General features: G+C 72.8%; 12 protein-coding genes and 1 tRNA gene. 4 read left to right on the forward strand and 9 right to left on the reverse strand.

The window, feature by feature from the left end:
* The 4 genes from Q8S40_RS13170 to Q8S40_RS13185 form a co-directional block, all read right to left on the reverse strand.
* The coding region (locus tag Q8S40_RS13170) for an FAD-dependent oxidoreductase (protein ID WP_305670758.1) at positions 1–475 on the reverse strand (475 nt) is incomplete at its 3' end.
* Positions 476–523: 48 nt separating this feature from the next.
* Complete coding sequence (locus Q8S40_RS13175) at positions 524–823, reverse strand: c-type cytochrome (RefSeq protein WP_304814812.1); 300 nt, start codon at positions 821–823, stop codon at positions 524–526.
* Between the two features lie 211 nt (positions 824–1,034).
* Positions 1,035–2,399 carry a sigma-54 dependent transcriptional regulator gene (locus tag Q8S40_RS13180; protein WP_305670759.1) on the reverse strand — a complete coding sequence of 455 codons (1,365 nt, stop codon included), beginning with the start codon at positions 2,397–2,399 and terminating at the stop codon, positions 1,035–1,037.
* Positions 2,396–3,880: a HAMP domain-containing sensor histidine kinase gene (locus Q8S40_RS13185; protein ID WP_305670760.1), complete on the reverse strand. Its 1,485-nt coding sequence runs from the start codon at positions 3,878–3,880 to the stop codon at positions 2,396–2,398. Before Q8S40_RS13185 ends, Q8S40_RS13180 begins: the two co-directional genes overlap by 4 nt.
* Before the next feature lie 318 nt (positions 3,881–4,198).
* Between Q8S40_RS13185 and Q8S40_RS13190 the strand changes: the two genes are divergently transcribed.
* The gene (locus Q8S40_RS13190) at positions 4,199–5,599 is read left to right on the forward strand and encodes a PRC-barrel domain-containing protein (protein WP_305670761.1); all 1,401 of its coding nucleotides are present in this window, start codon (positions 4,199–4,201) and stop codon (positions 5,597–5,599) included.
* 108 nt (positions 5,600–5,707) lie between these two features.
* Here Q8S40_RS13190 and Q8S40_RS13195 read toward each other — a convergent pair whose 3' ends face one another.
* The 3 genes from Q8S40_RS13195 to Q8S40_RS13205 all read right to left on the reverse strand — a co-directional run bounded on the left by Q8S40_RS13195 (position 5,708) and on the right by Q8S40_RS13205 (position 7,701).
* Positions 5,708–6,352: a bifunctional 2-polyprenyl-6-hydroxyphenol methylase/3-demethylubiquinol 3-O-methyltransferase UbiG gene (locus tag Q8S40_RS13195; protein ID WP_305670762.1), complete on the reverse strand. Its 645-nt coding sequence runs from the start codon at positions 6,350–6,352 to the stop codon at positions 5,708–5,710.
* Between the two features lie 294 nt (positions 6,353–6,646).
* Complete coding sequence (locus Q8S40_RS13200) at positions 6,647–7,426, reverse strand: TorF family putative porin (protein ID WP_305670763.1); 780 nt, start codon at positions 7,424–7,426, stop codon at positions 6,647–6,649.
* 198 nt (positions 7,427–7,624) lie between these two features.
* Positions 7,625–7,701 (reverse strand) — tRNA-Pro (locus tag Q8S40_RS13205).
* A gap of 510 nt (positions 7,702–8,211) precedes the next feature.
* Between Q8S40_RS13205 and Q8S40_RS13210 the strand changes: the two genes are divergently transcribed.
* The 3 genes from Q8S40_RS13210 to Q8S40_RS13220 are packed head-to-tail and all read left to right on the forward strand — an operon-like array spanning position 8,212 to position 11,659.
* The gene (locus Q8S40_RS13210) at positions 8,212–9,195 is read left to right on the forward strand and encodes an alpha/beta fold hydrolase (RefSeq protein WP_305670764.1); all 984 of its coding nucleotides are present in this window, start codon (positions 8,212–8,214) and stop codon (positions 9,193–9,195) included.
* Positions 9,196–9,237: 42 nt separating this feature from the next.
* The gene (locus Q8S40_RS13215; RefSeq protein ID WP_305670765.1) at positions 9,238–11,304 is read left to right on the forward strand and encodes a protein-disulfide reductase DsbD; all 2,067 of its coding nucleotides are present in this window, start codon (positions 9,238–9,240) and stop codon (positions 11,302–11,304) included.
* 43 nt (positions 11,305–11,347) lie between these two features.
* Positions 11,348–11,659: a hypothetical protein gene (locus tag Q8S40_RS13220; RefSeq protein WP_305670766.1), complete on the forward strand. Its 312-nt coding sequence runs from the start codon at positions 11,348–11,350 to the stop codon at positions 11,657–11,659.
* Between the two features lie 10 nt (positions 11,660–11,669).
* On the opposite strand, the gene Q8S40_RS13225 is transcribed toward Q8S40_RS13220, so the two are convergent.
* A complete protein-coding gene (locus Q8S40_RS13225) occupies positions 11,670–11,918 on the reverse strand; it encodes a DUF3126 family protein (protein ID WP_305670767.1) in 249 nt (82 codons plus the stop codon).
* Positions 11,919–11,994: 76 nt separating this feature from the next.
* On the reverse strand, positions 11,995–12,318 hold the full coding sequence (locus Q8S40_RS13230; RefSeq protein WP_305670768.1) for a hypothetical protein: 324 nt from the start codon (positions 12,316–12,318) through the stop codon (positions 11,995–11,997).
* Between the last annotated feature and the right edge of the window lie 109 nt (positions 12,319–12,427).

The raw sequence follows: 12,427 nt of genomic DNA on the forward strand, positions 1-12,427 counted from the left end.
CCGGCATCGCCTGGAGCTGCCGCCGCAGCAGGCGCAGCTGCGCGCCATCCCCGGCGATCCAGGCATGCGGCATCGCCTCCGCCGCCGCCGCGTCATAGCCCTGGATCGCGTTCCAGCGCAGCGCGATGCCGGGCGAGAGGATCAGCCGGTCATAGGCCAGCGTCTCCCCCCCGCCGAGGCGGACGCGGCGCGCCACCGGGTCGATGCCCACGGCGCGATCCTGCACCACGCGCACGCCACGCGCGGCGAGGCCCTCATAGCCATGGGTGATGGCCGGCATCTCCCGCAGCCCGCCGAGCACCAGATTGCCATAGGGGCAGGTGACGAAGCGCGGCTGCGGCTCCACCAGCGTGACGGCGACCTCGGGGGCGAGTGAGCGGGCGAAGCGGGCGGCGGAGGCGCCGCCGAAGCCGCCCCCCACCACCAGAAGTCGGGCCTGGCCCTGCGCCCGCCCCAAGGCCGGGGCGGCAAGCAACAGGGCGGGGAGGCGGAGCGCCGTCCGGCGCGGAATGGGGCGCATGGCTCAGCGTGCCCCGGCGAAATGCTCGGCCATGGTGGCGATTTCCGCCTCGCCGTAGCCGCGCATGATGCGATCCATGATGGTGGCGGGGCGGCCTCCGCTGCGGAAGGCGTGGAGCAGCGCACGCAGTTCGCCCGCATCCCGTCCGGCGATGGCCGGCACCGCGCCGGCGCCGCGCCCGGCCGGGCCGTGGCAGCCGAGGCAGCCCTGCGCCACGGGTGGTGCGGCGCTGCCGGCGGCGAAGGCTGCCGGGGCCGGCGCAAGCATCAGCAGCAGGATGGTGCGTGACAGGTGCCGTTGCATGACCGTTACCCCTCCCATTGCCGGGAAGCCTAGGCCGGCCGTGGTTTGTGGGCCAGCGCTCCGTCAAGCGGGACACGGCGGTCGGCTGCGCGCTGCCGATTGCCATGCCCGGTGGTGGCACCCGCCCGGCCGGCCGAAAAGCGGGCGGAGATCAGCATCATGGTGCCGGCACCATGCGCCCTTCACGGGCCCGGCCGGCCGGCAACCGTCCTCACCGCGCCGAAACCCCCAGCCGCCGCATCCGGTCCCACAGCGTCGTGCGCGAAACGCCCAGCGCCCCGGCCGCATCGCCAACCCGCCCGCCACAGCGCGCCAGCACGCGCTGGATATGCGCCCGCTCCGCCGTATCGCGCGCCTCGGCCAGGGAAAGTGGCTCTGTCCCGGTCGCGGCCTCGATCACCTCACCGGGCGGCACCGGGGATGGCGCGGGGTCCGTCCTGGTGGCGCGTTCCGGGAACAGATCCGCCGCGCCGAGGGCAGGGCCATCCGCCAGCAGCACCGCGCGCTCCACCCGGTTCCGCAGTTCCCGCACATTGCCGGGCCAGGGATGCGCCAGCATCGCGGCCATGGCTTCGCCGGTGAGGCTGCGTCCGGATGGCGCGAAGCGGTGCAGGAAGTGCCGGGCCAGGTCCTGAAGGTCGTCAGGACGGGTGCGGAGCGGCGGCAGGGCGAGTGTGATGCCGGATAGCCGGAACCACAGATCGGCGCGGAAGGTGCCGGCCGCGACGCGGGCCGGCAGGTCGGCATTGGTGCTGGCCAGGATGCGCGCCTCGGTCTCCACCGGCGCCGCCTCGCCGATCCGCAGGAAGCGGCGCTCCGCGATCAGCCGCAGCAGCCGGGCCTGGAAGGCGGCGGGCAGGTCGCCGACCTCGTCGAGGAACAGGGTGCCGGCGCCGGCGGCCTCCACCAGGCCCGGGGCATCCTCGCCGCCGAACAGGGCGGCTTCCGCCGCGGCCGTCTCCGCCGGCAGGGCGGCGCAATCCACCACCACGAAGGGCGCCGCGGCCCGGGCGCCGGACAGGGTATGCAGCCGGCGCGCGGCCACGCCCTTGCCGACGCCGCTTTCGCCGGTCAGCAGCACCGTGGCCTCGGCCGGGGCGACGCGCTCCAGCTCCCCCTGGAAGGCCAGCATGGGCGGGGACCGCCAGCCGGGTGGGTCGAGCACGGCGGCGAGGTCCGCGGCCTCCGCGGCGCCGTCATCGGCGCGCGTGAAGGCGCGCAGCTTGTCGAGCACGCGCTGCGCCGGGAAGGGCTTGGCCAGGTAGTCATCGGCCCCGGCGCGCAGCAGGCGCACCGCCTGGTCCAGGCCGCCATAGGCGGTCATCATCACGGCGGGCACGCCGCCGAGTTCCGGCATCAGCCGGAGCATCAGCGCCTCCCCATCCCCATCCGGCAGGCGGATGTCGCACAGCACCAGATGGGGGCGGTGGCGGCGCAGCAGAGCCTCCCCGGCCGCGGCGGTCTGCGCCCAATGGGTGGTGACGCCGGCCAGGCGCAGGCGCTGCACCAAGGCGCGGCCGAACACCGGGTCATCCTCGATCATCACCACATTGCAGCCGGCGAGGTCCCGCGTCATGCCGAATGCCACCCGGCCGAGGCCGGCTGCCCCCCGGCCAGGGCCGGCTGCGCCCCGGCTTCGGCGTGCAGCATCGCGGGCGGCACGCGGAGCGCGACGCGGTTGCCGAGGCCCTTGCGCCCGGGCTCCACCGCGATGCGCGCGCAGATCCGGCGGGCGATGGATGCCACCACCTCCAGCCCCAGGCCGGGGCTGGCATCCTCCGGCGCCTTGCCGCCGGCCAGGCGCTGCCGGGCGGCCTGCGGCAGGCCAGGCCCTTCATCCTCCACCGCCAGCAGCAGCACGCCATCCGGCTGCACCGCCGCCTCAAGCGCCACGCGCCCGCCTGCCGGCGTGGCGGCCACGGCGTTCAGCAGCAGGTTCAGCACCGCCTGGCGCAGCGGCGGCGCATCCACGGGAAAGGCCCCCGGCAGTGCCGCCATCCAGTCGAGCCGCACGGCATGCCGCGCTGCCTCCGGCGCCACCAGGATGCGCAGATCCTCCAGATCCGCGGCCTGGAGCGGGCGGGGCGGTCCGTTGTCGCGGTGCTGCACCAGGGTCGAGGAGACGACGCGTTCGATCTGCCGCAGCCCGCGCTCGATCATCTCCAGCGCCTCGGCCCGCTCGGCCGGATCATTGCCGCCGGCATGGGCCGATTCCAGCGCGGTCAGCATGCCGGCGAGGGGGTTGCGGACCTCATGCGCCACGGTCGCGGCCAGCCGGCCGAGCACCGCGCCGCGCTCACGCTCCGCCAGGCGCCGCATCAGGCGCTCGCGGTCCGCGACATGGGCGACCATGCCGTTGAAGGCGGCGGCGAGGCGCGCGGCCTCGGTGCCCGGCGGCGGCAGGGCGGAATGCGCGATGGGCGCGATCCGGCCCGCCCCGGCCCGGTCCAGCGCGGAGGTCACACCGAGCACCGGCCGCATCGCCTGCCGCGCCGCCAGTGCCGCCAGCGCACCGCCCAGCACGCCGACCGCAAGCCCGAAGGCCAGCATGGCGGCGCGAAGCTGCCGGCGGCGCAGCGTGATGGCGGAGACATCCAGCTTCGCTGCCAGGATGGCGACGACCTGCCCGGCATCCTCCAGCGGCCGCTGGACCCAGACGGCCTCCTGCTCGGGCGAGAGCTCCCAGGCCTTGTTCCGGTTGCCGCGCAGGAAGGGGGCGTGCCAGTCCGGTTCCGGGCCGACGCCGGCGGCGGAGATCTGCCGGCCATCCGGCGTGCCGACCACGAGGCCACGTTCCCGCACGCCTTCATAGAACCCCGTCGCGCGCTGCAGCGCATCATCCAGCGCCGCCTGGTTTCCGGCGCGGATCGCCGGCAGGACGGCGGCGGACAGGCCATCGAGATAGACGCGGCCGAGACGCTCCGCCTCCAGGTCCATCCGGTGCCCGGCCATGCGCAGCGCGATCTGCGTGGTGCCGGTGACGAACAGGAAGACGGCTGCCGCGGCCAGCAGCGGGACGCGCAGGGAAACCGGCAGGGATGGCCATTGCAGGGACATGACGGAGAGAGCCGAGCGGTTTCGTCAGCAAGCAACGCCGGAAACGCGCGCTGGCTTCATGCCGGACCGGCGGGTGTGGAAGACCAGTTCGGGAATCTGAACACCGTGTCGGTGAATCCGAACCGAGAATGCCGGATTCTGGACGAAAAAGCCTGGATTCAAGAACTCATTTGGCAGGGGGAAGACTTCTGAACGTGCTGCCGGGGGCCTCGTTCTGTCCTGGTCAGGTGACGAGAATGCCCGGTTGTCCTCCGCAGTGGCGGGCGGCGGCCGGGAGCCGGCCAAGCCGGACTTCTCCATAAGAAGGACACCATGCCCATGATGATCAACATGCAAAGCCGGCGCCTCAGCCCGATCCGCGCGACCCTGCTGGCCACAGCCGCGACCTTCGCGCTCGCCGCCGGGTCCGCCGCGCAGGCCCAGCAGGCGCCGCAGGCGGGCGCCACCCAGCAGCAGGGCGCCCAGCGGGGCGCCCAGCAGGGTGCCCAGCAGGGCTCCATGCAGCAGGCGGAGCAGCGGCTGCGCCAGGCGCACCAGCAGCTCGGCAACGCGACCGGCCAGGCCCAGCAGCAGGCGGTGCAGCAGGCGCGCCAGGCGATCGACCAGCTCGGCCAGGCGCTGGAGCAGCGCCCGGCCGAGCAGCGCGCCAGCGCGGGCAGCCGTACGCTCGACCAGCGCGTGACCGAGGCCCGCGAGACGCTTCAGGGCGATACCGTCCAGGCGCCGCAGGCGCGGGCCGCCGTGGAGCGTGTGCTGGCAGCCATGCCAGGCGCCCAGACTGCCCAGGCGGGCCAGGCGGGCCAGGCGGGCCAGACGGGCCAGGCCGGTGCAACCACCGGTTCGCAGGTGCAGGCTTCCTCGACCCTGCAGGTGACGCAGCCGCCGCCGCAGGTGAGCGTGCAGCAGGGCACGCCGGAGATCACCGTGGTGGTGCCGCAGCCCGAGATCATCGTCCGCCAGCCGGCGCCGCAGATCACGGTGCGGATGCCGGAGCCGCAGGTCGGCGTCGAGCAGGCGCAGCCGCAGGTCCGCATGTCCGAGTCGCAGCCGCAGGTGGAGGCCGCGCAGGGCCAGCCGCGCGTCCAGGTGCAGCAGGCACAGCCGCGGGTCCGGGTGGAGCAGGCCGAGGGCCAGCCGCAGATCAGCTTCGAGAGGACCGGTGAGCCGGTGGTGCGCACCGAGCGTCAGGCTGCCACCCAGACCCAGGGTGCCCAGACTCAGGGTGCCCAGACTCAGGGTGCCCAGGCCCAGGGTGGTCAGGCTCAGGGTGGCCAGGCCCAGGGTCAGCAGCAGCCCGCCGGGGCTTCCCCGGCGCCTGCGGCGAACACCGCGACGGGCGCTTCCGCCGCGCCGGCACCGGCGCAGTCCGGTGGTGCCACGCAGGCAGCGGCCGGCATGCCGCTGGCCCGCGTCTCCAACCTGATCGGCACCAATGTCGTCGGTGCCAATGGCCGCGATGCCGGCGAGGTCGAGAACCTGCTGATCGACGGCAACGGCCAGGTGCGCGCGGCCGTGATCGAGTGGGGCGGGTTCCTCGGCATCGGCACGCGTGAGGCGGCCGTGCCGATCGAGCAGCTGCGCTTCGGCGCGGAAGGCGAGCGGGTGCGGATGGAGCTGACCCGTGAGCAGCTCGAGGCTCTGCCCCGCTACGAAGCCGGGCAGGTCGCCAATTACGGCCGCCAGCAGGGCTGGGGCGAGGGCGTCCGCCTGCATCGCTGAGGCCGCTTGGCACGGGACGGCGCCCTGCGCCGCCCCGTGCCGCCGCATAGCCGGCACGGGCAGGGGCGCGGATCGCACCGCGCCATCCGGCGCCGTGCCGCAAGCGCCCTATCCGGCCACCTCCTGCCCCATGGCGGGCAGGGGGTCGTTGGCGTCTCGAAGGGTGAAGACCGCCATCTGGCTTGCGCCACCCAGCACCGTGTGCCGCCCCGCGATATCGTGGCGCACCACATCGTAGCCGTTGCGGGCGGCAACGCCGCCAACCCAGCGCCCGAACATCGCCCGGTCCCACTCGAAATGATGATCCGGGTGGCGGAAGCGGTGGCGCGGCACGCCGAGCAGCGCATTGAATTCCGCATTCGGGGTCGTGATCACGACAAGGCGCGGGCGCATGGTCCCGAAGACGGATCGCTCGATCGCCGAAAGATGCTCGGGCCGCACATGTTCGACGGTCTCGACCAGCAGGGCCGCGTCGAAATTCCGGAATGACAGCCCCACCTCGACCAGCGAGCCATGGATCAGATCGATCTGCGCACCGGTCTTGTGCGGGGCGGCATCCAGGCGGCCACGCAGGCGATCCAGGGCAGGGCGCGACAGGTCGATGCCGACGATCCGCCGGATCCGCGGCTCCTCCGCCAGGCGGGTCAGCAGATGGCCCTCGCCGCAGCCGAGATCGAGCACGCTCGTGGCGCCGCTCTGCATGACGGCGGCATGCACCGCATCGAGCCGCTGCTGATGGAACCAGGAAATCAAATGGCGGACTCCGGCACCCCGGCGCCCTTGCGCGTGGCGACGCCGGCCGGCGGCCGTTGTTCCAGTTCCTTGAGCCGCGAACCCATGGGGCGTTGAACCCGGATGTGGACCGGCCAGGGTGCCGGATGCCTGCGGAGACATGCGGCCTCCGGGGCCGGTTGGCCAGCCCGGCATGGGTGGTATTTGCGGGATTGATGCGGCGGATCGTCCGGACGCGGATGCCGGGACCGGCGCGGGAGTATGCCCCAGGCTCCGCGGCGGCCGGGATCGGGTCCCGGGCGCCGCGGAGTCCCGTCAGAACGGCCGGCTGAGGGTGAAGACCACGCGGTCGTCGCAGACCTTGGCGCCGCCGAAGCAATCGGCGCGCGGGTCGAGCGAGGTGAACACGGCGGAAAGCGTGCCGATGACGCCGCCGACAATCTCCCGCGACGCGAAGAGCGAGACATTGAGGTAGTCATCCGCGCCGAAGGCGCCCTCATTGCGACCGGCCCTGGCGAAGTTGCGCTCCACCCACTGGTAGCCGACGCGCCCGCCGATGGTGAAACCGAAATCCAGCGCCATGTCGAAGCCGCCCTCGAGATAGACGCCGAGGCCGGATTCGCCGGTGAAGTTGGGCGAGATGGCGGCGAGGCCGACGAACTTTACCGGCGCCACCTCATAGCTCGCGCGCAGTGCGAATTCGTAGAAGTTCAGCTCATAGCCGCCGGTCGGCGCGTCATAGCCGGGATAGGCATAGTAGGTGGCGCCGAGGTCCAGCTTCACGCCGGCCACTTCCATCCGGTAGCCGGCGTTCAGGTCGAGTTCCTGGCGCGCATTGGTGCCGGCGAAGGCGACATTGCTGAGGAAGGCGCCGACATAGAGGCCGCTGGTGTGTTCGACATCCAGTGTGAGCTGCGCGGCCGGCCGGTTCCGGGTCTGGCTCAGGCCGCGGAAGACGTAGTCCGAGGTAATGGCCGGCGTGGTTGCGATGGTCAGCCCGGCAGATTCGATGGTCTGTTGGGCCGAAACCGCACCCGGATTGCCCAATATGCCACAAATTAATGCAGAAATGGCCAAGGTAGATGATCGAATCATGTGCAATCCTCGGGATGCGATAGCGGCTGCGTTATTTCTAAGCAGTAACAGGCTGCGCGCCGCAAGGAAGCGTTTTGTCATGAAATTTGTATAATCTTTGGCGCTGCCGCCACGCGCCGCGCGCCGGGGGCGGCGGGCCGGACGCAAAAAACCCCGCCAGGACGTTGTCCTGGCGGGGCGATGCCCACCGCTTCCGATTGGTCGGAGTGAGAGGATTCGAACCTCCGGCCCCTGCGTCCCGAACACAGTGCTCTACCAGGCTGAGCTACACTCCGGCGGGTCGCGGTGAGGCGTGGCCTATAGCGAAGCCCCCGCCCTCCGGCAAGCGGGGGGCGGCGTGGCCGGCATGCGATTTCTGCCCTGGTTGGTGCCAGGCCCGTCGCGGCGCGCCTCGGCGCCGCCGCCGCCACGCGTTGGCGGATCGGGAACCCGCCCCACCCTGATCCGCCCACAGGGCTGCCATATGACTGAATGCGACATCCGGATGGCAGGCGCTTTCCTTCGACAAAGGCGGGCGTGACGCGACGAATCGCGCCTCCATACACCCCTCAACATGCAGTATCGTCAAATTTGACCTACCCATTTGTCCCATTGCGTCATCGACGTATACGTCGCAGGCTCATCGCCTCGTCCACCTCCGGAGACAGCGCCAATGGCTCATCGGAGCAACAGCACGCCGAGGCGCCTGGCGCCCGCGGCCAGCGGCGGCGCCCGTATCCGGTATTGCGAAGGAATGGCCATGTGTCCGTCGCGCCCATGACCCGGTGTGGCGACGTCGCTTGACGATGTTCTGGTCGGCCCTGGCCGCGATTGCGCTTCTGTCGGTGGGCGCCCTGGGGTGGGAGGCATGGCAATCGGCGCGGGAACGCCGGCGGATCGCGGCGCCCGGGATTCTCGTCGAGATCGGCGACGTGCGGCTGCATGCGGTGCTGCAGGGCCGCCGCCGCGGCGTCGACCAGCCGGTCCTGGTGTTCGATGGCGGCCTGACCAATGGCTGCCTGGCCTGGCCCGCGGTTGTCGCGGCGCTCGGGCCGGAATGGCTGACCCTGTCCTTCGACCGGGCCGGCCATTTGTGGAGCGACCGGGCCATCGGCGCGCGTGACATGGAGGCCAGCCTGGCGGATCAGCGCGCCTTGCTGGACGCGCTGCACCTGGCGCCGCCCTGGCTGCTGGTGGCGCATTCCTGTTCCGGCCACATCGCGCGGCTGCACGCGGCGCGGCATCCGGAAGATGTCGCGGGGCTGGTGCTGGTCGAGACGATCCCGGCCGACCTCGCCGGCGCCATCACGCAATCCAGCTTCGCCCGGTCCCTGTGGTGGAAGGTGCCGGCGGCGCGGCTGGGCCTGTGGCGGCTGCGGCGCCTGCAGCAGGGCCTGCCGCCGCGGCCGGGCCAGGTCACGCCGGAGACCATGCAGGCCGCCTGGACCCGGCTTTCGCAATCGCCCTGGGGGCTGGAGGCGACGCGTGCCGAACTCGCCTGCCTGGTGGCGGATACCGAGGCCGTCGATGCCGCGCCGCCGCCGCAGCAGCCCTGCATCGTGCTGGCCTCCACCCGGGGTGCCGTGGTGGTGCTGCGCGGCCTGAAGCCTGCGGTCGCCCATGAACTCGCCCTGCTGGCACAGCGCAAGCTGGCGGCCCGGCTGCCGGGCGCGGCGCTGCGCATCACCGCCGCCAGCGAGCATGAGATTCCCTGGCAGGCGCCGGAGGAGGTCGCGCAGGCGATCCGGGACCTGGCCGCGCAACTGCCACCCGGGCCGCCAACGGGCTGAACCCGACCGCGCAAATTCGCCGCGGCATGCTATGTAGGCAGCATGCTGCGCCGCACCGCCCTTCTGCTCGGCCTGAGCCTCGCGATTCCGCCCCTCGCCCCTGCCTCGGCGATGGAAAGTGCCGCCGTCCAGTCCGCCCGCGCCACCGCGACCCTGGTGGCGGATGTGGCGGCGGTGGCGCCGGGGCAGGATTTCCAGGCCGGGCTGCGGCTGCGGCTGGCGCCGGGGTGGCACAGCTACTGGAAGAATGCGGGCGATGCCGGCGCCGCGCCGGAGATCGAGCTCGCCCTGCCGGAGGGCGCCAGCGCCGGGCCGATCGCCTGGCCGGCGCCGGAGCGCATCCCCTACGGCCCCTTGGTGAATTACGGCTATACGGGTGAGGTGCTGCTGCCGCTGCGGGTCAGCCTGCCGGCCAGCCTGGCGCCCGGCGAGATGCTGACGCTGCGCGCGGAGGCCACCTGGCTGGTCTGCGCCGATGTCTGCATCCCGGAGGAGGGCAGCTTCACCCTGACCTTGCCGGTAGCGGATGCGGCCGTGCCGTCCCCCGTGACCACCCCGTTGTTCGAGGCCGCGGAGGCCAGCCGGCCACGCCCGCTGCCCTGGACCCTGCGCGCCGGTGGCGGTGCAGGGCGGGCCAGCCTGACCATGGACGGCACCGGCCTGACCAGCGCCGCGGTGCAGGACGCCTTCTTCTTCCCGGCCGAGCCAGGCGTGCTGGACAACACCGCGCCCCAGCCGATGCGGCTGCGCGACGGCAGCCTGACGCTCGGCCTGACCCTGCTGGCCGATGCCGCGCCCGCGGCGCTGGCCGGCACGCTGGTGCTGCGCGATGGCGGCGGCCAGCGCGCCGCCTTCGATATCTCAGCGGCGGTCACCGGCCCCGTGGAGCAACCGGCCGGAACCCTGCCGCTGTGGCACGCCCTGCTGCTGGCGCTGGCCGGCGGGCTGGTGCTGAACCTGATGCCCTGCGTCTTCCCGGTACTCGCCATGAAGGCCATGGCCCTGGCCCGCATGGGCGGCGCGGCGCACGGCGAGATCCGCCTGCATGCGGCGGCCTATACCGCCGGCGTGCTGGCCAGCTTTGCCGCGATCGGCGGGCTGCTGGTGGCGCTGCGCGCGGCGGGCGTGGCCGCCGGATGGGGCTTCCAGTTCACCGAACCCGCCTTCGTCGCCGCCATGGCCTGGCTGGTGCTGGCGGTGGGGCTGAACCTGTCGGGCGTCTTCACGCTCGGCCGTACGGTGGGCGCCGGGCAGGCGCTGGCCGGGCGGGGCGGCCCGCTCGGTGCCTTCGCCACCGGTGGGCTGGCCGTGCTGCTGGCGACGCCCTGCACGGCCCCCTTCATGGCCGCGGCCCTCGGCGCCGCGCTGGTGATGCCGCCGGCGGCGACCATGGCGGTGTTCCTGGCGCTCGGGCTGGGGCTGGCCGCGCCCTATGCGTTGCTCGGCGTGGTGCCGGGGCTGGCGCGGGCGCTGCCGCGGCCCGGCGCCTGGATGGAAAGGCTGCGCCAGGCGCTCGCCTTCCCGATGTATGCGACCGCCGCCTGGCTGATCTGGGTGCTGTCCCTGCAGGCGGGGCCGGATGGGGTGCTGTTCGGCCTGGCCGGCGCCGTGGTGCTGGCCGCCGGGCTGTGGGGTCTGGGCCTGGCGCAGCGCGCCGAGGGGCGCCTGCGGGTCACCGGCACCGCCGCGGCGGGCGTGGCCCTGCTGGTGGTGCTGGCGCTGCTGCCGCGCCTATCCGCCGCACCCGCCGTGGCCGCCGCCGCCGATGCCCAGGCCGAGCCCTGGTCCGCCGCCCGCGTGGCGGAACTTCGCGCGGCCGGACGGCCCGTCTTCGTCAATGCCACCGCCGCCTGGTGCATCACCTGCCAGGTGAATGAGCGCGTGGCGCTGCGGGCGGCCGGCGTGCGGGATGCCTTCGCGGCGCAGGGTGTGGCCTATCTCAAGGCCGACTGGACCCGCGGCGACCCGGCGATTTCCGCGCTGCTGCGCGACCAGGGGCGGGATGGGGTGCCGATGTACCTGTACTGGGCGCCCGGTGCGGCCGCGCCCCGCCTGCTGCCGCAGATCCTGACCGAGGATGTGGTGCTGGAGGCGCTGCGCGGCGCCTGACGCCGTCAACCGCCGGTTCATCGGCGGCGGCGCAGGATGGGCCATGCGGCTGATCCTGACCCTGCTGATCCTGCTTGCTGGCGTGACGCCGGCATGGGCGGAGGACCTGCCGGCCTGCACCGCGGCGCGGGAGGGCGCGGTGGCCTGCCTCGCCGGGCGGCTCTGCGCCTGCCGCTTCACCCGCGGCGGCACGATGACCGGGCGGCCGGACCGGCATGCCTGGGATTGCGGCATTCTGCGCCCGGCCTGCGGCACCGGAATTGTGCCGCCGGCCATGCCATCCGCGCCGATGCCGGACCTTCTGCTTCAGCCGCGGCTGCCGCCGGGTGCCAAGCCGGAACGCGGGCGCTGGTAAGGCGCAGGCCTCAGCGCCGGCCGCGCGGCGGCGCGGCGGGGGCGGAGGCGGGTGGCAGGTCTTCCTCCAGCACCGTCAGCATCACGGCGTAGGAGACCTCGCCCTCCTCATCGTCGCGATGCACCGTGCCGATTACCTCATCCTGCACCGCGACTTCCACCGAAAGCCCGGGGCGGGCAGGGGCCAGCAGGGTGATGCGGTCGGTGGCCAGCAGGCGGCGCAGATAGGCCTGCACGCGGGCGATATCGGATGGCTTCATCCGGGGGGAACTCCAGTCTCATACAAGCGGCCCCTATGCACCGACGGGCGGCGCAGGTCGAGGCCGGCAAGGCGTTTCAGGGGGCGCCGCCGGTCATCTTGGCGAAAACCTGGCGGTCCTTGTTGTCCTGCATCAGCATGGTGAAGCCGGTGATGCTGTCGAGGCCAAGGCCGATCGGCAGGCCCGTGTCAGGGTCTGGCTTGATGCTGCCATAGGCCGCGCCGGTCATCTTTTCCCACTTTCCGGCCGGTTTCTTCACCTCGACATGGACGACCGTGGTCTTGAGGATCAGGCGGACGATCGCCTCCTTCGGCGCGCGTGGCTTGGTCAGGCTCGGGTGGCCGGCCAGCATCTGCCAGCCATTGGCCAGCGCCCAGGCGGTCAGTTCTTCCTTGTCCATGGCTAGATCCTCCCCAGGCCGACGATGCGATGCGTATGGTCGCCCCGGCGGGCGCTGGCAACGCCGTGGTGCAAAATCGGCCAAGTGGGGCGGTGGCGGGGTTGCGGCG

Origin of the sequence: Falsiroseomonas sp., from assembly GCF_030695085.1 — a bacterium.
Lineage (GTDB): Bacteria > Pseudomonadota > Alphaproteobacteria > Acetobacterales > Acetobacteraceae > Falsiroseomonas.